The organism is Methylobacterium hispanicum (assembly GCF_022179285.1).
Taxonomy (GTDB): Bacteria; Pseudomonadota; Alphaproteobacteria; order Rhizobiales; family Beijerinckiaceae; genus Methylobacterium; species Methylobacterium hispanicum.
In genome coordinates this window covers 79,877-99,627 of the sequence record NZ_BPQO01000023.1, presented here as the reverse complement: position 1 = coordinate 99,627, position 19,751 = coordinate 79,877, and the positions used below count along the sequence as shown (strand labels likewise).

The following is a 19,751-nucleotide window of genomic DNA, read 5'->3' as shown; positions in this document are numbered from 1 at the left end:
CCGGTGAATAGGCCGTTTCGACTCGGATAATTAATATCCACCGTCGAACGTTCGCGTCCTTGCAGATCTCATACCATTTACGATTGATTTGTTCGGTCTGACGCATCGTCTCAGGACGAAGCGCGGGTCCCCTCTCCTGTAGGGCAGGGCGATCGCATATGGCGACGGCCGCTTTCCTGCCGTCATCCCGGGGCCGCGAAGCGGAACCCGGGATCCATGAACACCGAAGCGCCAGAACGAGATTCTACGATGTTCCTGGATTCCGGGTTCGCCCGCGGCGCCCCGGAATGACGGCGGAGAGAACCAAAGCGCCATATGCGATCGCCCTGCCCATAGGGAGAGGTCTGCTTTCGCAGAAAGCCGGGTGAGGGGTATGAGGCTGCCGGAGAAGGCACGGTGCTGAACGCGCGTCGATGGTGTGCGCAGTTCTGGGGCGTCATACCCCTCGCCCCAACCCTCTCCCTATGGGGAGAGGGGGCACGGCGCGGTTCACCTCACAGGGCCGAACCCATCGACCGGAAACCGTGTCAGGGCTGCGGCATCGCCCGGCTGCCGGGCTTCACGGCCGGAATCGCGGCAAGGTCCGGGGGCAGGGCGTCGGCCGGATAGGCCGGGATGTCGAGGGCGACGAGCGACACGAGCGGCACGCCGATCTCGCCGCGGCCGCCCGAGCGGTCGATCAGGCAGGCGGCGCCGACGATCTCGCCGGGCTCGCCCTGGATGGCCGCGAGGCATTCCCGCGCGGAGAGCCCCGTGGTGACGATGTCCTCGACGATCACCGCGCGCTGGCCCGCCGGGATCTGGAAGCCGCGCCGCAGGGTGAAGGGGGCGCCGGGCTCGCGCTCGACGAAGATCGCCCGGGCGCCGAGATGGCGGGCCGTCTCGTAGCCCGGCACGATGCCGCCGATGGCGGGCGAGACCACGATGTCGATCCGCCCGAACCGGGCCTGGATCGCCGCGGCGAGCGCCCGGCAGAGCCGTTCGGTGCGCGGCGGCTCGGAGAAGATCGCCATCTTCTGGAGGAAGACCGGCGAGCGCAGGCCCGAACTCAGGATGAAGTGGCCTTCGAGCAGCGCGCCGGCGTCGCGGAACTCGGCGAGGACGGCCTCGGGCGTGAGGGCGCCCGCGGTCTCGGCGGAGGTCGGGGCAGAGGTCATCGCGCGGCGCTCCGGTGGTCGGTGGCTCGGACTGGGTGCTGGGGCCGGCTTGTGGCAGCGGGCCCCGGGAGGCGCAAGGCTGCCGTCCGATCCGCGCACGCCCGAATCGCGGCCGTTCCGCTAACCTCGGGTGTCGTCCGCCGGGAACCGACCCGTGTCCCCATCCTTGTCCGCTCCCTCGTCGGCTCCCTCGTCGGCTCCCTCGCCCGTGAACGGGCGGCGCGTTCTCGCGCTCGCGCTGCCGATGACGCTCGCCAACATCACCACGCCGATGCTGGGCTTCGTCGGAGCCGCCGTGATCGGACGGCTCGGCGACGCGGCGGCGCTCGGCGCCATCGCGCTGGGTGCCGTGATCTTCGACGCGATCTTCTGGTCCTTCGGCGCGCTGCGCATGGCCACCGCCGGGCTCACCGCGCAGGCCGTGGGCGCGCGGGACGCGGCGGAGGTCGACCGCGCACTCGCCCGCTCGCTTGCCGCCGGCCTGCTCGCCGGCCTCGCCCTCGTGGTCCTGCAGGTGCCGCTGGCCGCGCTCGCCGTCGCGATCAGCGGGGCGAGCGCGGCGGTACAGGCGGGGCTCGCCACCTATTTCCACATCCGGATCTTCTCGGCGCCCTTCGTGCTGGCGAACTTCGCGGTGCTGGGCTCGGTGCTCGGGCGGGGGCGCACCGACCTCGGGCTGCTGCTTCAGGTCGCGATCAACGCGGTGAACATCGCGCTCACGCTCGCTCTCGTGCTCGGGCTGAACCTCGGCATCGCCGGGGCGGCGCTGGCCACGCTCTGCGCGGAGGCCGCCGGGCTCGTCCTCGGCCTCGCCGTGCTGCGGCGCCTCGGTGCGCGACCCTTCCGGGTGCCGCTCGCCGACATCCGCGATCCGGCCGCGCTGCGCCGCACGATCGCCGTCAACCGCGACGTGGTGATCCGCACGCTGGCGCTGGTGGCCGGCATCGTCCTGTTCTCGGCGCTGGGCGCCCGCCAGGGCGACGCGGTGCTGGCCGCCAACGCGGTGCTCTGGAATCTCTTCCTGATCGGCGGCTTCTTCCTCGACGGCTTCGCCACCGCGGCGGAGGCCCTGTGCGGGCAGGCGATCGGCGCGCGGGACGAGGCCGATTTCCGCAAGGCCGCCCGCCTGAGCCTGCGCTGGTGCCTCGGCTTCGGCGCCGGGGTGAGCCTGATCGCGCTCGGGCTCGGCCACGCCTTCGTCGATTTCGTGACGACGAGCGCCGATGTGCGCGCGGTGGCCTACCGCTACCTGCCGCTGGCGGCGCTCGCCCCCTGCGTGGCGGCGCTGCCCTTCGCGTATGACGGCATCTATATCGGCGCGACCTGGACCCGGGCGATGCGCGACCTGATGCTCGGCGCGCTCGTCGCCTACTGCGCGACGCTGGCGCTGGTACAGGGCCTCGGCCTCGGCAATGCCGGGCTCTGGCTCGCCTTCCTGAGCTTCCTCGCCGCCCGCGGGATCGGCCAGGCGTTGGCCTATCCGGGCCTCGCGCGCCGGACCTTCGACGGGGCGCCCGCCTGAAGCCGCGCCTCAGCGCGGGTCGGTCCAGCGCCGTCCGGCCGATCCCGTGCTCGCCGGGCGGGCGCTCGCCGGCGCGGGCTCGGCGGAGACGGTCGGCGAGAGGGTGGGACTGAGGGCCCGCTGCGGCGCCGTCCGCTGCGCCACGGGCCGGACGGGGAGGGCGCTGCGGCGCGCGCGGGCCCGGCGATAGCGGCGCGGCCGCTCCGTCGAGGCGCCGACCACGCCGCCGACGATCGCCCCCGCCACGGCGCCGATCGGCCCGCCCACGAGGGCGCCCGCCACCGCGCCCGAGCCGACGCCGACCGTGGTGTTGCTGGCGGCGGCCGCGGGCCGTGCGAGCGGCGCGGCCAGCAGGGCGGCGAGGAACGCGGTTCGCGCGAGGCCGCACAGGATCGTCTTCATGGCAATACCCCCTGGTGTCGGGGGCGCCCTTGCGGGGCGAAGGTGGCCGGAGCGTGGCCGCGACCGCGGGGTCGCGCACGGCCCCCGCGTGTCAATCGATGCCGATTCTCGAGCCTCCGACCTCTGGCCGGTGGCGCCGACGGAGCATTGCACTATGGTGCAGCGCACAGAACAACCGCCCCGCGCAGGGAATGCCGATGACCGACCTCCGCCTCCGCCGCAGCGTCCTCTACATGCCGGGCTCGAACGCCCGGGCCCTCGAGAAGGCCAGGACGCTGCCGGCCGACAGCCTGATCCTCGACCTCGAGGACGCGGTGGGGCCCGAGGAGAAGGAACTCGCCCGCGAGCAGGTCTGCGCCGCGGTCAAGGGCGGCGGCTACGGCGACCGGGAGCTCGTGATCCGCGTCAACGCGCCCCAGACGCCCTGGGGCGAGGCGGATCTCCGCGCCGCGATCGAGGCGGGGCCGGACGCGATCCTGATGCCGAAGGTGTCCTCGCCGGCCGTGCTGGAGAGCATCGCCAACCACCTCGAGGCGCTCGACGCCCCCGAGGACATCGCCGTCTGGGCGATGATCGAGACCCCGGCGGCGATCCTGAACATCAAGGAGATCGCCCAGGCCCGCCGCGACCGGCGCACCCGGCTGACCTGCTTCGTGCTCGGCACCAACGATCTCGCCAAGGACACCTGGGCGCAGCTCGTGCCCGGCCGTGTCCCGATGCTGCCCTGGATCATGTTCGCGCTGGCGGCGGCCCGGGCGGAGGGGCTGACCATCCTCGACGGCGTCTGGAACGACATCTCGGACGTCGAGGGCTGCCGGGTCGAGTGCCGCCAGTCGCGCGACCTCGGCTTCGACGGCAAGACGCTGATCCATCCCAACCAGCTCGAGCCCGCCAACACCTCCTTCGCGCCGACCGAGGAGGAGGTGCGCCGCGCCCGCTTGGTGATCGACGCCTTCAACGCGCCGGAGAACGCCCGCCGCGGCGCGATCAAGCTCGAGGGCCGGCTCTACGAGCGCCAGCACATCGGCATGGCCAAGCGTGCGGTCACGTGGTCGGAGGCGATCGCCGCCAAGGGCTATTGAGCAGGCGCTCGGGGGCGAAGGTCCGGGGGGCGCGGTCGGGATTCCCCGCACCTCACCCCGCCGTCAGGATCCCGAGGAAGAGCGGGCGCGCGAACAGGTCCGCCGCGTTGTCCGGGCCGACCGAGGGGCACCAGCGCGGCAGGTCGCAGGCCGCGTCGACCGCGCTGCTCACCACCTGGGCGGCGATCGTCGGATCGACCGGGCGGATCGAGCCGTCGGCCACGCCGTCGCCGATCGGGAAGGCCAGACGCTCCCAGAGCCGGCGGAGCTGCGCCGGAACCTCGGCCCGCAACCCCTCCGGCAGCGCCCCGACCGCCGCGCAGCGCAGGAGCGGTCCGCCCGGGTCGAACTGGTGGCGGATCAGCGCCCGGGCGCAGTCGGTGAGGCGGTCCCAGCCCGGCCCGCCGCGCGCCTCCGCCGCCGCCTGCTCGGCACGCAGCACCGCGAAGGTGCGCGCGAAGCAGCTGGCGACGAGGTCGTCCTTGTTGTCGTTGTGGTGGTAGAACGAGCCCTTCGTCACGCTGAGCCGGGCCGAGATCTTCTCGACGGAGGCGCCGCGGTAGCCCTCCTCGTTGATCAGTGCGGTGGCCGCGCGCAGGAACGGCTCGGTCGGGCCGCCCGGCGCCGGCACCAGCGGAGGGCCGGCCGCGGACCAGCGGCTGTCCGGTCCGGCAAGGCCCGCGAGCAGGATGTCGGCGACCCGCTCGGCCACGCGGCCGTAATCCTGGGGCTCGTAGCGGTCGATCCAGAGGCGCGCCGTGTGCACCACCGAGAGCACCAGGTGGGTCCGCGCGCCGCGCGCCGCGCGCCCGAGATCGGCGCGTTCCGGCACGAACAGGGCGCGGGCGCGGCGGAACAGGTCGTTGTAGGCCGCGAACACCGCCTCGCTCTGCGGGCTCGGCAGGGCCATCAGGTCGCCGAGCCGGACCTGCGGCCGCTGCCGGCCGGCCTCGATCGCCGCCAGATCGCGGAAGTAGGCGGCCAGGAAGGCGCCGAGCCGCGCGGCCGGATCGCCCGCCCCTTCGGCGGCGTCGAGCAGGCCCGTGTGCCACTCCAGGCTGCGCAGGTAGCAGGCCGCCGCGAGGTCCTCCTTGCGGCGGTAGTAGTAGGTGATGCTGTTGGTGACGAGGCCGACGCTGGCCGCGACGTCCGTGAGCGCCGTCCCGCGCACCCCGCGCGCGTTGAAATGGCCCACCGCGGCATCCAGGATGGCCTGGCGCTTGGCGGCGTAGCGCTTGGTCACGCGCGGCGCTGGGGCGACCCTGTCTGTCATCGGCTCCGGTTGAGCATGTCGGGGCGGTGTCGGCAAGGCGCGCACGATCGCGTGAAACTGAGCCGGCACGCCGCGCGTTTTCGAAAGCACGGTATCGTTCCGGAACCGGTCGGTCGCGGCCGTTCCGGACCGCCGCCGCGCGATCCCCCGTCGTTTCCCGGGTCGCAGTGGGGAGGTTTCCCCCTCCGCGGCGGCCATTCGGGGAAACCGACATTGGACCAAAGGCTGATGCGTCAAAACCACATTGGGCGGACATTCCGATTTTTTGTGGTTGCGGTCCGTCAGCTCGGCCTTAACCTGACTCTCCCATGCTGATGCTGCCGACCACGGCGTTCGCGCCGAATCCCCAAGCCGTGCCGGCCCTGGCTGCCGGAGGCGCCCCGCCGAGTGCTCGTCCCATGCTGTACGACGCGTTCCAGGTTCAGTCGGATCTCGCCCAGCAGACGCGCGCCTGGGGGCAGGTGCTGCACGACGCGGTCTCGCCCTGGGCGGCGCTCGGCGGCCCGCTGAGCTGGTGGTCGGCCGGCGCGCAGATGATGATGCGGGCGGGGATGAGCTTCGCGCGGCCGAGCTTCGGCCTCGACAGCGTGCGGGTGGGCAATCGCGATGTCCCGGTGGTCGAGGAGGCGGCCTTCGCGACGCCCTTCGGCACGCTGCTGCGCTTCCGCAAGGACGTGGAAACGCCCCAGCCGAAGGTGCTCGTCGTCGCCCCCCTCTCGGGCCACTTCGCGACGCTGCTGCGCGGCACGGTCCGCGCCCTGCTGCCCGACCACGACGTCTACGTCACCGACTGGCACAACGCGCGCGACGTGCCGCTCTCGGCCGGGCCCTTCGGCTTCGACGACTACGTCGAGCACCTCGTGCGCTTCATGGGTGTCCTGGGCGAGGGCGCGCACATGCTCGCGGTCTGCCAGCCCGCCGTGCAGGCGCTGGCCGCCGCCGCCGTGATGGCCCAGACCCGCGATCCCGCGGCGCCCCGCTCGCTGACCGTGATGGCCGGTCCCGTCGATTGCCGGATCAACCCGACGGTCGTCAACGAACTCGCCACCTCGAAGCCGATCTCTTGGTTCGAGCAGAACCTGATCGCCACGGTGCCGCGCCGGCACAAGGGCGCGGGCCGGCGGGTCTATCCGGGCTTCATCCAGCTCTCGGCCTTCATGTCGATGAACATGAAACGCCACGTCGACGGGCACACGGACCTGTTCTGGCACAAGGTCAACCGCGAGGCCGACAAGGCCGCCGCGATCGAGAACTTCTACGATGAGTACTTCGCGGTGCTCGATCTGCCGGCGGAGTTCTATCTCGAGACGGTCCGCACCGTGTTCCAGGACTACACCCTGGCGAAGAACCAGCTCACCTTCCGGGGCGAGCCGATCGACATGGGCGCGGTCCGGCGCACCGCCCTGATGACGGTCGAGGGCGAGCGCGACGACATCTGCTCCGTCGGCCAGACCATGGCGGCCCACGACCTCTGCACCAGCCTGCCGCCGCACATGCGGACGCACCACCTCCAGGCGGGCGTCGGCCATTACGGTGTGTTCTCCGGCAAGAAGTGGGAGCAGCAGATCTACCCGCAGGTGCGCAACTTCATCGCCGCGCACGGGTGATAGGGTTTCCGGTCGATGGGTTCGGTTTGACGCATCGCCTCAGGTGGAAGCGCGGGTCCCCTCTCCCATAGGGAGAGGTCTGCTTTCGCAGAAAGCCGGGTGAGGGGTATGAGGCTTCTGGATGAGGCTCACCCTGAACGCGCGTCGATGCCGAGCGCTGTCCTGATCCGTCATACCCCTCACCCCAACCCTCTCCCTATGGGAGAGGGAGCATGGCGCGGTTCACCGCCCGCGGTCGAACCGATCGACCGGAGGTCGGATCATACCATTTCCGGTTGATGGGTTCGGTCCAACGCATCGTCTCGGAACGAAGCGCGGGTCCCCTCTCCCAAAGGGAGAGGGACAGGGTGAGGGGTATGACGTCGCCGGAGGAAGCGTAGCGCTGAACGCGCGTCGACGGCGTGCTCAGGTCTGTGAGGTCATACCCCTCACCCCAACCCTCTCCCTATGGGAGAGGGGGTCTGGCGCGATCCTTCTCACCCGGCCGAACCCGACGACCGGACACCGTATGGGCCGGGCTCGCGCCCGATCCGGTCGAGGGCGGTCTTTCCCCGGGCGGCCGGTCGCGCGATGCGGCACGCGCCCTGAGCGGATTTGACCCGCTGGCCCGAGCCCGCCACCATGCTAGCCTTCCGGGCTGCCCGGATCCGGTTGCGCGGGCGCTGACCCTTTGGAGCGGCGGGACGACGACGGCGTGGAACACAGATCCCAGCACGATGCCGGCCCGACGATCGCCGCGCGCCTCGACCGACTCGTGGCGCGGTCCCGCGCCGCGGGCCTCTGGGAACGGGCCTGGCCGGTGCTCTGGCGCGGCATCGGCGTCCTGCTGGCCTTCGCGGCCGCGTCCTGGCTCGGCCTCTGGCTCGATCTCGGCCCCGTAGGCCGGATGGTGGGCGTCGCGCTCTTCGCGCTCGCCCTGCTGGGGGCGCTGTTCCCGCTGCTGCGCCTCCCCCGCCTCGGGCGGGCCGAGGCCCTGGCCCGGCTCGACCGCGAGGCGGCCCTGCGGGACCCGGCGCTGCGCCACGGCCCGGCCTCGGCGGCCGAGGATCGGCTCGCGGTGGGCGTCGCCGACCCCGCCGCCCGCGCCCTCTGGGCGCTGCACCAGCGCCGTGCGGCCGAGGCGGTCGCCCGGCTGCGCGTCGGGCGGCCCCGGCCGATGATGCCGCGGCACGATCCCTACGCGCTGCGCGCCGCGCTCGCCGTCGCGGCGGTGGCGTGCCTGTTCGTGGCCGGCCCCGAATGGCGCGAGCGGCTGGGCTCCGCCTTCGACTGGCGCCGCCCGCCGGCCGCCGCCCCGAACTATCGCATCGACGGCTGGATCGACCCGCCGCTCTACACCCGCACGCCGCCGCTCCTCGTCACGCTGGCGGAGGCCGAGCAGCACCTGCGCGCGCCGGTCAACTCCCAGCTCGTGGTGCGGATCGCGGGCGAGAACCGCGCCGCCGCCGAGACCGTCCTCACGCCCGATGCCGGCCTGAAGCCCGTGCCCGGCAAGGAGGCGCGGCCGGACCTGCGCGAGGACCGCTTCCAGCTCGTCGGCCCGAGGGCCACGCTCAGGCTCGCCACGCCCGCGGGCGAGCGCCGCCTGGTGGTCGAGACGATCCCCGACAACCCGCCGGAGATCCGCGACCTCGGCAGCCCGGAGGTGAACGGGCGCGGCACCTTCAACCTCGCCTACCGGGCGCGCGACGATTACGGCCTCGCCTCCGCCGACGGGATCGTCGAGCCGCTGAAACCCGGCCGCGCCCTGGTGCCGCCGCCGCGGATCGCCCTGGCCCTGCCGCCCGACGCGAGCGGGGAGAGCGAGGCCAAGACGCTGGTCGATCTCACCGACAACCCCTGGTCCGGCGCCCGGGTGCGCTTCAGCCTCGTGGTCAAGGACGAGGCCGGCCAGGAGGCGCGCTCCGCCCCCGTCGAGATGGTGCTGCCGGCCCGGCCCTTCCGCGATCCGCTGGCCCGGTCCCTCGCGGAGGAGCGCCGCCGCCTCGTCACCGGTCCGGACGACGCACGCCCGCGGGTGCAGACGGCGCTGGACGCGCTGCTGATCGCCCCCGACACCTTCACGGTCCGGCCCGCGATCTTCCTGGGGCTGAAGACCGCGGCGGGCCGCCTGCGCGCCGCCCGGGACGATGCCGGTCTCACCGAGGTGGCGGACCTGCTCTGGGAGATGGCGCTCAAGATCGAGGACGGCGACCTCTCGGATGCCGAGAAGCAGCTCCGCCAAGCCCAGGACCGCCTCAAGGAGGCGGTGGAGCGCAACGCCCCCGACGACGAGATCCAGCGCCTGACCCAGGATCTGAAGCAGGCGCTCGACAAGTTCCTCAAGGAGATGGCCCAGCGCCAGAATCGCGAGCCGCGCCAGCAGCAGCAGGGCGAGCGCAACGGCCAGCAGAAGACCGTCACGCCCGACGAGCTCGACAAGATGCTCAAGGACATGGCCGAGGCGATGAAGCGCGGCGACACCGCCGAGGCCCAGCGCCTGATGGAGCAGCTGCGCAACATCCTGGAGAACCTCCAGACGGCCGAGCAGGGCGGCAAGTCCGACCAGGCCGGCCGCGAGATGCGCAAGCAGATGCAGGAGCTCGACCAGATGTCGCGCGACCAGCAGCAACTGCGCGACGAGACGTTCCGCGACGGCCAGGACCGGCAGCAGGGCCAGCGCCCGCAGAATCGCGGCCAGCAAGGGCAACAACAGGGTCAGCAACAGGGTCAGCGCAGCCCCGGCCAGCAAGGGGGCCAGCAGGGAGGCGAACAGGGCGAGCGCGGGCAAGGTCAGCCGGGCAGTCAGCCAAAAGGTCAGCAGGGCGGCAGCGCGGGCGACCGGCAGCAGGCGCTTCGCCAGCGCCTGGAGGACGTGCAGCGCCGCATGAAGGAGAACGGCATGAAGGGCGAGGACGGCCTCGCCGACGCCGAGGACGCCATGCGCGAGGCCGAGAACGCGCTCCGCCAGGGCCGCGAGGGCGACGCCGTGGACGCGCAGGGGCGCGCCCTCGACGGGCTCAAGCGCGGCGCCGAGGGCATGCAGCAGCAGATGCAGGAGATGGCCGAGGGCGAGGGCCAGGGCGAGCAGCCCGAGGGGCAGCAGCCCGGCCAGCAGGGGCAGGCGGGTTCCCGCGAGGACGACCCGCTCGGCCGGCCCACCAAGGGGCGCGACATGTCGGACGGGCGCGTGCGCGTTCCGGGCGCCGACGAATCCGCGGTCCAGCGGGCGCGCCGGATCATGGAGGAGCTGCGGCGCAAGCTCGGCGACCCGAGCCGCCCGCGCGAGGAGCTGGACTATTTCGAGCGGCTGCTGCGCCGCAACTGACGGGACCGCCGCGAGCGTCTATGTGGGACGCTCGCGCCGCACGAACCGGATCCTCGCCCATGTCCGCCAACACCCTGGTCCTGATCGCCTGCGGCGCCGTCGCCGTCGTGCTGCTGCTCGGCCTCGTCAACATGCTCCGTGGCGGGAGCGCCAACCTCTCGCAGAAGTTGATGCGCCTGCGGGTGCTCCTGCAGTTCGTCGCCATCGTGGTCATCATGGGCGTGGTCTGGTGGCGGGCCGCCTGAGCCCCCGCCCGTCCCGGCCGCGATGCCCGGCGCGGGTGTGACCGGCGCGCCGCACCGCCGGACTTTCACGCACGCGGCGGTTGTTTAATGGATTGCCGCGCGGCGGGCGGCGGCAGGGTCGTGGTACGCAGGGTCCGAACAATTGGACCTGTCCCACATGCTGCGCACGTTCCGCACCTGTCTCGCCGGCGGCCTCGCCCTCGCGTCCGTCCCCGTCACGGCGGCGGATCTCGGTGCGCCGCGGGCGCCCGCGCCGGTCTACGCGGCGCCGGTCCAGCCGCTGAGCATCGTCTCCGAGATCCGCATCGGCGGCGCCGTGCAGGATCCGGGCAGCGCGGAGGGCAAGGCCCGCGGCTTCTCGACCGCGAACGTCAACGGCGAGATCCTGTTCGCCAAGCCGGTGCTGAGCCTCGACCCGTTCTGGCAGGCCTTCGTGCCGCGCCCGACCGTCGGCGGCAGCTACAACACGGGCGGGCGCACCAGCTACGCCTATCTGGGCGCGACCTGGACGGTCGACCTCTTCCCCGAACTCCTCAACCGCCGGGTCTTCCTCGAAGGCTTCTTCGGCGGCGCCGCCCACAACGGCTACATCGGCCCGAAGGCGGGCACGCCCTACGGCTTCAACACGCTGGGTTGCAACCCGCTCTTCCGCGAGGCGGCCGCGCTCGGCTTCCGCATCACCGAGCGGCTGAGCATCATGGCCACGGTCGAGCACATGTCGAACGCGGGCCTGTGCGACAACAACCGCGGCCTGACGAATTACGGCGGCAAGATCGGCTACACGTTCTGATCGTCGCCGAAACCCAGCCCGAGGTGCGCCCGTGGTCAAGCTGAACCGGATCTACACGCGCACGGGAGACAAGGGCACGACGGCGCTGGCGGACGGGCAGCGCCGCTCCAAGGCGGACCTGCGCGTCGAGACCTACGGGACGGTCGACGAGACCAACGCCTGCATCGGGCTCGCGCGGCTCCACGCCGAGCCGCGCCTCGACGCGATGCTCGCCGCCATCCAGAACGACCTGTTCGATCTCGGCGCCGACCTCGCCACGCCGCCGAGCCCCGAGCCGCTGCCCTACGAGCCCCTGCGCATCGTGGCCGCCCAGGTGAAGCGCCTGGAGGACGACATCGACGCGCTGAACGCCGCGATCCCGCCGCTGAAATCCTTCGTGCTGCCCGGCGGCTCGCCGGCCGCCGCCGCGCTCCATCTCGCCCGGACCGTCTGCCGACGGGCCGAGCGCCTCGCCGTGCAGCTCGCCGCGAGCGCGGGCGAGACGGTCTCGGGGGAGGCGCTGCAGTACCTCAACCGCCTCTCCGATTTCCTCTTCGTGGCGAGCCGGGCGGCCAACCGCGACGGGGCCGACGACGTGCTCTGGATCCCGGGCAAGAACCGCTGATTCGACCGACGGCCGCCGTACCGCAGACCCGAAACGCCCCCGCGCGGACAGCGGACCGTCTTTTCGAAAGCCGGGTTTTCGCGCCGCGTTGACAAGGCGGAAATGTGGCCGCTACGGTCCGCGCCCTGTGTGAGCCGCGGCGCATCCCCGGGATGCGCCGCGGCCGTGCGTCAGCAGCGAAGAAGTCCCGCGGAGGAAGTTGGCCCCCATGAAGGTACTGGTGCCCGTCAAGCGGGTCGTCGACTACAACGTGAAGATCCGCGTGAAGGCCGACGGATCCGGCGTTGAACTCGCCAACGTGAAGATGTCGATGAACCCCTTCGACGAGATCGCCGTCGAGGAAGCGATCCGTCTGAAGGAGAAGGGCAAGGTCACGGAGATCGTTGCCGTCTCGATCGGTCCGCAGCAGGCGCAGGAGACGCTGCGCACGGCGCTGGCCATGGGCGCGGACCGCGCGGTGCTCGTGAAGACCGACGTCGCCTGCGAGCCGCTGGCGGTGGCCAAGCTCCTCAAGGCGGTCGTCGAGAAGGAGAGTCCGCAGCTCGTCATCCTGGGCAAGCAGGCGATCGACGACGATTCGAACCAGACCGGCCAGATGCTCGCCGCCCTGCTCGGCTGGCCGCAGGGCACCTTCGCGTTCAAGCTCGACGTCGCCGAGGGTAGCATCGACGTCGTCCGCGAGGTCGATGGCGGCCTGCAGACGGTGGGCCTCCGGCTGCCGGCGATCGTCACCACGGACCTGCGCCTGAACGAGCCGCGCTACGCCTCGCTCCCCAACATCATGAAGGCCAAGAAGAAGCCGCTGGAAGAGCTTGCGCCCGACGCCCTCGGCGTCGACGTGACCCCGCGCCTGACGGTGCTGAAGACCGCCGAGCCTCCGGGCCGCTCGGCCGGCATCAAGGTCGGCTCCGCCGCCGAACTCGTGCAGAAGCTCAAGGTCGAGGCCGGCGTCTTCTGACGCCGCCGGCCCCCCGCGGGCCGCGACCATCACCGGGCCCGGCGCGACAACCGCCGGTGCCCGGCTCCCCTGTCGGCAGGCCGCCGCACGGCGCCGCCCAAACGCTCAGGATCGCCAGGATGACAACGCTTCTGTACGTCGAGCACGCCAACGGACAGATCAAGGACGGCTCGCTCAAGGCCCTCACCGCCGCCAAGGAGCTGGGCCAGCCCGTCCACGCCCTGGTGCTGGGCTCCGGCTCGAAGGCCGCCGCGGAGGCTGCGGCCAAGCTCGACGGCGTCGAGAAGGTGCTGAACGCGGAAGACGCCGTCTACGATCACGACCTCGCGGAGCCGGTGGGTGCGCTGCTCGCCGCCATCGCCGAGCCCTACGAGGCGATCGTGGCCGCGGCCACCACCACGGGCAAGAACGTGCTGCCGCGCGCCGCCGCGCTCCTCGACGTGGCCCAGGTCTCCGACATCATCAAGGTGGTCTCGCCCGACACGTTCGAGCGGCCGATCTACGCCGGCAACGCCATCCAGACGGTGCAGGCGCCGGGCCCGAAGCGGGTGATCACGGTTCGCACCGCGGCCTTCAAGCCGGCGGGTGAGGGCGGCTCCGCGGCCGCCGTCGAGGCGGTCGCCGCGGCGGCGCCCGAGGCTGGCGGCTCGTCCTTCAAGGGCGAGGAGATCGCGAAGTCCGACCGTCCGGAGCTGGCCTCGGCCAAGTTCATCGTCTCCGGCGGCCGCTCCCTGGGCTCGGCCGAGAAGTTCAAGGAGCTGATCGAGCCGCTGGCCGACGCGCTGGGCGCCGCGGTCGGCGCCTCGCGTGCCGCGGTCGATGCCGGCTACGCCCCGAACGACTGGCAGGTGGGCCAGACCGGCAAGGTGGTGGCGCCCGACCTCTACGTGGCGGTCGGCATCTCCGGCGCGATCCAGCACCTCGCCGGCATGAAGGACTCCAAGGTGATCGTCGCGATCAACAAGGACGAGGACGCCCCGATCTTCCAGGTGGCCGATTACGGCCTGGTCGGCGACCTGTTCCAGGTGGTGCCGGACTTGCAGGTCGAGATCGCCAAGGCCAAGGACTGATCGGATCGACGACCCCCAGGGTCGCTCCCGCTCATCGGGCCGCTGCGGAGGGCACCCTTCGGACGGCGGGCCGGGTCGGGATCGGTCGGGAGCGTACCCCGAGGGTTTCGTCGGTCCGCGAACGCGGGCTAGAAGACTTCTGGAGCATGGGGCGGCCGGCGCGGAGCGTCGCCGCTCCCGTGTTCCGCACGGGTCGGCCATCGGTCCGGCTGGCGCTTGAGGACTCGGATCGGGACATGACTATCGACATCAATCGGGTCGGCATCATCGGCGCCGGGCAGATGGGCAGCGGGATCGCGCAGGTCTGCGCGGCCGCTGGCCTGGAGGTGCGCCTCAACGACCGCGAGGCGGATCGGATCGAGGCCGGCCTCGGCACCATCGATGCGAGCCTCGCCAAGCTCGTGTCGAAGGGGACCCTCGACGAAGCCGGGAGCCGCAGCGCGCGCGAGCGGATCCTGTCGGCGCGCACGTTCGCCGATCTCGGCGATTGCGACCTCGTGATCGAGGCGGCCACCGAGAACGAGGCGGTCAAGCGGGAGATCTTCTCGACGCTCTGCGCCTCGCTGAGGCCGGACGCGATCGTGGCGACGAACACCTCGTCGATCTCGATCACGCGGCTCGCCGCCGCGACCGACCGGCCGGAGCGCTTCATCGGCATCCACTTCATGAACCCGGTGCCGGTGATGCAGCTCGTGGAGCTGATCCGCGGCATCGCAACCGAGGACCAGACCTACGAGTCGGCCAAGGCCTTCATCGCCAAGCTCGGCAAGACCTCGACCATGTCGGAGGATTTCCCGGCCTTCATCGTCAACCGCATCCTGCTGCCGATGATCAACGAGGCGATCTACACGCTCTACGAGGGCGTGGGGTCTGTGGAATCGATCGATACCGCGATGCGGCTCGGCGCGAACCACCCGATGGGCCCGCTCCAGCTCGCCGACTTCATCGGCCTCGATACCTGCCTCTCGGTGATGCAGGTCCTGTACGACGGGTTGGCGGATTCGAAGTACCGCCCGTGCCCGCTGTTGGTGAAGTACGTCGAGGCCGGCTGGCTCGGCCGCAAGACCAAGCGGGGCTTCTACGACTATCGCGGGCCGACCCCGATACCGACGCGCTGAGCCGCATCGCGCCTCTGCGGGCATGAGCTCGGCGGGCTTGAGCTCGGCGGGCATGAGAAAGGCCGGACCGCCGCGGCGATCCGGCCTTTCTCGTTCGGAGGGGAGGGGCCTCGCTACGGCCCGTCCGGGTTCGACGTCCTCCGGCAGATCGGTTCGATCCAACGCATCGTCTCAGGACGAAGCTCGGGTCCCCTCTCCCATAGGGAGAGGGACAGGGGTATGAGGCTGCCGGAGAAGACGCTGTGCTGAACGCGCGTCGATGACGAGCGCTGTTCTGAGACGTCATACCCCTCACCCCAACCCTCTCCCTATGGGAGAGGGGGCAGGGCGCGGCCGAACCCTCGACCGCGAGCGGTTTTACTTCGGCTGGTTCGGGTTGGCGGTGGGCTGCGCCGGCTGCGGATAGGCCGGGTTCTCGGTGGGCACGCCGCTGGTGTTGGACGAGGTGGGCGCATTGGACTTGCCGTTGACCGAGCCGGTCACTTCCTGCCGCGAGGCGTCCTGGCTCTGGCTGGCATAGTCCTTCGGCGCGTTTGCGCCGTTCCACATCATCAACCCGACCAGGGCGACGGCGAGGAGGGCAAGGCTTCCCAGAAGCACGCCGAGCACCGGCTTGCCGCGCTGGCCCTGACGGGCTTCCGTGTTGTTCAGGTTCTCGACCATTGATGTCCTCGCTCGAGGGCCGCGCCGCGATGTACGGCGGCGGCCGCACTGTGGGTGATCTGGGCGGCCAACGCGGCTGTGCTTGGCGAAGTTCCTGCCCGGGCGGGTTTCAGCGCCCCGTCAACAGCAGGATCTTGCCGAGATGGGCGCTCGATTCCATCAGCTCGTGGGCTTTCCGCGCCTCCTCGAAGCCGAAGGTCGCGTGGATCACGGGCCGGATCTCGCCCGCGTCGAGCTTCGGCCAGACGTCGCGGGCGAGCCCTTGCGCGATTTCGGCCTTGTCCGCCTTCGGACGCGGACGCAGCGTCGCGCCCGTGAAGGTCAGGCGCTTCAGCATCACGGGCGTGATGTTGAGCCCGTCAACCTTGTAGCCGCCCATCAGGGCGATCAGCACGAGGCGCCCCTCGACCGCGAGCGATGCCAGATTGCGCTGCAGGTAGCTCGCTCCGATCATGTCGAGGATGACGTCGACGCCGCGTCCCTCGGTGAGGCGGGCGATCTCCTCGGCGAAGTCGGCCTCGCGGTAGTTGATCGCGTGGTCGGCGCCGAGCTCCTCGCAGAAGCGGCACTTCTCGGCCGAGCCCGCCGTCGCGAAGACCTTCGCGCCCTGGGCCTTGGCGATCTGGATCGCGGTCGAGCCGATGCCGCTCGAACCGCCATGGACCAGGAAGCTCTCGCCGGCGGCGAGGCGCCCGCGCTGGATCACGTTGGAGTAGACGGTGAAGAATGTCTCGGGGATGCCGCCCGCATCCGTCAGCGAGAGGGCCTTCGGCTTGGGCAGGCACTGGCCGGCCTCGGCGACCGCGAACTCCGCATAGCCGCCGCTGATCACCAGGGCGCAGACCTCGTCGCCGAGCGCGGGCGCGTCCACGCCCTCGCCCAGCGCCACCACGCGTCCGCTGACCTCGAGGCCCGGCACGTCGGTCGCGCCCTTCGGTGGCGGGTACTTGCCCTGCCGCTGCATCAGGTCCGGCCGGTTGATGCCGGCGGCAACCACCTCGATCAGGACCTGGCCTGGGCCGGGCCGCGGCACCGGCGCGGTCTCCAGCTTGATCACCTCGGGCCCGCCCGCGCCGTCGTAGCGGAGCTGGCGCATGGTCTCGGGCGGGTTTACGGGCATCGGGATCTCCTCGTTTGTCCCCCGAATACCTGCCGCAGGACGGTCGAGCGACAAGGCGTCCGCGGCCGCCCACAAGCGAAGAGCCCCGGCGCTCAGGCCGGGGCTCCTCTCGGTCGCGTCAGTTCAAGACCACGCTGGGCGGTCGGCGCTCCGCCCCGACCGTGACGTCGCCGATCATCAGCCCCATCGGCCCGGCGGTGACCGGCACCGCCTCGCCGTCGTGGATGCGCCCGGAGAGCAGCAACTCGGCCAGCGGATCCTGAACGTTCTTCTGGATCACCCGCTTGAGCGGCCGCGCCCCGTAGGCCGGGTCGTAGCCCTTGTCGGCGAGCCACGTGCGGGCATCCTGGTCCACGTCGAGCGCGATCTTGCGCTCGTCGAGGAGCTTCTGCAGGCGTCCGAGCTGGATATCGACGATCGCCCCCATCTCGCCGCGCTGGAGGCGGTGGAACAGGATGATCTCGTCGATCCGGTTCAGGAATTCCGGCCGGAAATGGCTCCGCACCACACCCATCACCTCGTCGCGGACGGCATCGGTGTCCTGGCCCGCGGGCTGGTTCACCAAGTACTCGGCCCCGAGATTCGAGGTCATGATGAGGAGCGTGTTGCGGAAATCGACCGTCCGGCCCTGTCCGTCCGTGAGGCGCCCGTCGTCGAGCACCTGCAGGAGGACGTTGAACACGTCCGGATGCGCCTTCTCCACCTCGTCGAACAGCACGACCTGATAGGGCCGACGCCGCACGGCCTCGGTGAGCGCGCCGCCCTCCTCGTAGCCGACGTAGCCCGGAGGCGCGCCGATGAGGCGGGCGACCGCGTGCTTCTCCATGTACTCGGACATGTCGATGCGCACCAACGCCGTGTCGTCGTCGAACAGGAAGCCGGCCAGCGCCTTGGTCAGCTCGGTCTTGCCGACGCCCGTGGGCCCCAGGAACATGAACGAGCCGATCGGCCGGTTCGGGTCCTGCAGGCCGGCGCGTGCGCGGCGGACCGCGGTCGCGACCGCCTCGACCGCCTCGCGCTGCCCGACGACGCGTCGGCCGAGCGCCTCCTCCATCGCCAGCAGCTTCTCGCGCTCGCCCTCCAGCATCTTGTCGACGGGCACGCCGGTCCAGCGCGAGACGACCCCCGCGATGTGCTGCGGCGTCACCGCCTCCTCGACCATGCCATCGCGCGCGACCGCGGATTCGGCGTTCGCCTCGATCTCGGCGAGCTGCTTCTCGAGGCCCGGGACCACCCCGTAGGCGAGCTCGCCCGCGCGCTGGTACTGGCCCTGGCGCTGGGCGGCCGCGAGCTCGTTCCTGGCCTCGTCGAGTTTCTTCTTGAGCTCGGCGGCCGCGCCCAGCTTGTCCTTCTCGGCCTTCCAGCGGGCCGTGATCGTGGCGGACTGCTCCTCGAGGTCGGCGAGTTCCTTCTCGAGGCGCTGGAGGCGATCGCGGGAGGCGGAATCCGTCTCCTTCTTCAGAGCCTCGCCCTCGATCTTCAGCCGCACGATCTCGCGGTCGATGTTGTCGAGCTCCTCGGGCTTCGAATCGACCTGCATGCGCAGGCGGGATCCCGCCTCGTCCACGAGGTCGATCGCCTTGTCGGGCAGGAAGCGGTCGGTGATGTAGCGGTTCGACAGGGTCGCGGCGGCAACGAGCGCCGAGTCCTGGATGCGCACGCCGTGGTGCTGCTCGTACTTCTCCTTGATGCCGCGCAGGATCGAGATCGTGTCCTCGACGGTCGGCTCCGAGACGAAGACCGGCTGGAAGCGCCGGGCAAGCGCCGCGTCCTTCTCGACGTGCTTGCGGTACTCGTCGAGCGTGGTGGCGCCGACGCAGTGCAGCTCGCCGCGGGCCAGCGCGGGCTTCAGGAGGTTCGAGGCGTCCATCGCCCCGTCCGCCTTGCCGGCGCCGACGAGCGTGTGCATCTCGTCGATGAACAGGATGATGCCGCCCTCGGCCGCCTGGACCTCCGAGAGCACGCCCTTCAGCCGCTCCTCGAACTCGCCGCGATACTTCGCGCCCGCGATCAGCGCGCCCATGTCGAGGGCCAGCAGGCTCTTCTCGCGCAGGGATTCCGGCACGTCGCCGTTGACGATCCGCAGGGCCAGCCCCTCGACGATGGCGGTCTTGCCGACGCCGGGCTCGCCGATCAGCACGGGGTTGTTCTTGGTGCGCCGGGACAGGACCTGGATCGTGCGGCGGATCTCCTCGTCGCGGCCGATCACCGGGTCGAGCTTGCCCTCGCGGGCGGCCTCGGTGAGGTCGCGGGCGTACTTCTTCAGCGCGTCGTAGGCGTTCTCGGCCGAGGCGTTGTCGGCGGTGCGGCCCTTGCGCAGCGCGTTGATCGCCGCGTTGATCGAGGCCGGCGTCACGCCCGCGGCCTGGAGCGCGCGACCGGCTTCCGTGTTGCCCTCGACGGCGAGCGCGAGCAGCAGCCGCTCGACGGTGACGTAGGAATCACCGGCCTTCTCGGCGGCCTTCTCGGCGGTGTCGAACAGGCGCACGAGGTCGCGCGTCGCCTGGGGCGAGGCGGAATTGCCGGAGACCTTCGGCTGCCGGCCGAGCCACTGCTCGACCTGCGCGAGCGCCACGCGCGACTGCCCGCCGGCGCGGTCGATCAGCCCGGCGCAGAGCCCCTCGGGATCGTCGAGCAGCACCTTCAGGAGGTGCCCCGGCTGCAACTGGGGATGGCCCTCGCGCATCGCGAGGTTCTGGGCGGCCTGCACGAAGCCGCGGGCGCGCTCGGTGTACTTCTCGAAATTCATGCACAACCCTCCCGTACCGGCATCCGCCGCCCGCGTAGAGGCGCGGCGCCACCGAAACGTCGCCCTCCGGCTATCCGCCGCACG

At 71.4% G+C, this 19,751-nt stretch carries 16 protein-coding genes; 10 read left to right on the top strand and 6 right to left on the bottom strand.

Annotated elements, in window-relative coordinates:
• Positions 1-527: 527 nt before the first annotated feature.
• Entirely contained in the window at positions 528-1,157 is a 630-nt protein-coding gene (pyrE, locus tag MFF56_RS22890) for an orotate phosphoribosyltransferase (protein WP_066918078.1), read from the bottom strand.
• 244 nt (positions 1,158-1,401) lie between these two features.
• On the opposite strand from pyrE, the gene MFF56_RS22885 reads away from it, so the two are divergent.
• Positions 1,402-2,679, top strand: coding sequence for an MATE family efflux transporter (locus MFF56_RS22885; RefSeq protein WP_082772793.1), 1,278 nt, complete (start codon positions 1,402-1,404; stop codon positions 2,677-2,679).
• Positions 2,680-2,688: 9 nt separating this feature from the next.
• Here the strand turns inward: MFF56_RS22885 and MFF56_RS22880 are convergent, their stop codons facing one another.
• Entirely contained in the window at positions 2,689-3,081 is a 393-nt protein-coding gene (locus tag MFF56_RS22880; protein ID WP_066918080.1) for a hypothetical protein, read from the bottom strand.
• 197 nt (positions 3,082-3,278) lie between these two features.
• On the opposite strand from MFF56_RS22880, the gene MFF56_RS22875 reads away from it, so the two are divergent.
• Entirely contained in the window at positions 3,279-4,163 is an 885-nt protein-coding gene (locus tag MFF56_RS22875; RefSeq protein ID WP_066918086.1) for an HpcH/HpaI aldolase/citrate lyase family protein, read from the top strand.
• Between the two features lie 52 nt (positions 4,164-4,215).
• On the opposite strand, the gene MFF56_RS22870 is transcribed toward MFF56_RS22875, so the two are convergent.
• Positions 4,216-5,436: a TetR/AcrR family transcriptional regulator gene (locus MFF56_RS22870; protein ID WP_066918082.1), complete on the bottom strand. Its 1,221-nt coding sequence runs from the start codon at positions 5,434-5,436 to the stop codon at positions 4,216-4,218.
• 398 nt (positions 5,437-5,834) lie between these two features.
• Here MFF56_RS22870 and MFF56_RS22865 point away from each other — a divergent pair, with 398 nt between their 5' ends.
• The 8 genes from MFF56_RS22865 (at position 5,835) to MFF56_RS22830 (ending at position 15,135) form a co-directional block, all read left to right on the top strand.
• Complete coding sequence (locus MFF56_RS22865; protein ID WP_066918084.1) at positions 5,835-7,043, top strand: polyhydroxyalkanoate depolymerase; 1,209 nt, start codon at positions 5,835-5,837, stop codon at positions 7,041-7,043.
• Positions 7,044-7,737: 694 nt separating this feature from the next.
• The gene (locus MFF56_RS22860; RefSeq protein WP_066919904.1) at positions 7,738-10,350 is read left to right on the top strand and encodes a TIGR02302 family protein; all 2,613 of its coding nucleotides are present in this window, start codon (positions 7,738-7,740) and stop codon (positions 10,348-10,350) included.
• Between the two features lie 59 nt (positions 10,351-10,409).
• Complete coding sequence (locus MFF56_RS22855; protein WP_066919902.1) at positions 10,410-10,595, top strand: twin transmembrane helix small protein; 186 nt, start codon at positions 10,410-10,412, stop codon at positions 10,593-10,595.
• 157 nt (positions 10,596-10,752) lie between these two features.
• Positions 10,753-11,385 (top strand): acyloxyacyl hydrolase, encoded by a 633-nt coding sequence (locus MFF56_RS22850; protein ID WP_238231256.1) that lies wholly within the window; start codon positions 10,753-10,755, stop codon positions 11,383-11,385.
• A 31-nt stretch (positions 11,386-11,416) separates the two neighbouring features.
• A complete protein-coding gene (locus MFF56_RS22845; protein WP_238231254.1) occupies positions 11,417-11,989 on the top strand; it encodes a cob(I)yrinic acid a,c-diamide adenosyltransferase in 573 nt (190 codons plus the stop codon).
• Positions 11,990-12,197: 208 nt separating this feature from the next.
• A complete protein-coding gene (locus MFF56_RS22840; RefSeq protein WP_066926718.1) occupies positions 12,198-12,947 on the top strand; it encodes an electron transfer flavoprotein subunit beta/FixA family protein in 750 nt (249 codons plus the stop codon).
• A 119-nt stretch (positions 12,948-13,066) separates the two neighbouring features.
• The gene (locus MFF56_RS22835) at positions 13,067-14,017 is read left to right on the top strand and encodes an electron transfer flavoprotein subunit alpha/FixB family protein (protein ID WP_066926720.1); all 951 of its coding nucleotides are present in this window, start codon (positions 13,067-13,069) and stop codon (positions 14,015-14,017) included.
• A gap of 236 nt (positions 14,018-14,253) precedes the next feature.
• The gene (locus MFF56_RS22830) at positions 14,254-15,135 is read left to right on the top strand and encodes a 3-hydroxybutyryl-CoA dehydrogenase (protein ID WP_066926722.1); all 882 of its coding nucleotides are present in this window, start codon (positions 14,254-14,256) and stop codon (positions 15,133-15,135) included.
• Between the two features lie 357 nt (positions 15,136-15,492).
• Here the strand turns inward: MFF56_RS22830 and MFF56_RS22825 are convergent, their stop codons facing one another.
• The 3 genes from MFF56_RS22825 to clpB form a co-directional block, all read right to left on the bottom strand.
• Complete coding sequence (locus MFF56_RS22825) at positions 15,493-15,798, bottom strand: hypothetical protein (protein WP_066926724.1); 306 nt, start codon at positions 15,796-15,798, stop codon at positions 15,493-15,495.
• Between the two features lie 109 nt (positions 15,799-15,907).
• Positions 15,908-16,918 carry an NAD(P)H-quinone oxidoreductase gene (locus tag MFF56_RS22820; protein ID WP_066926726.1) on the bottom strand — a complete coding sequence of 337 codons (1,011 nt, stop codon included), beginning with the start codon at positions 16,916-16,918 and terminating at the stop codon, positions 15,908-15,910.
• Between the two features lie 118 nt (positions 16,919-17,036).
• The gene (gene clpB, locus MFF56_RS22815; RefSeq protein WP_066926728.1) at positions 17,037-19,667 is read right to left on the bottom strand and encodes an ATP-dependent chaperone ClpB; all 2,631 of its coding nucleotides are present in this window, start codon (positions 19,665-19,667) and stop codon (positions 17,037-17,039) included.
• Positions 19,668-19,751: the final 84 nt, after the last annotated feature.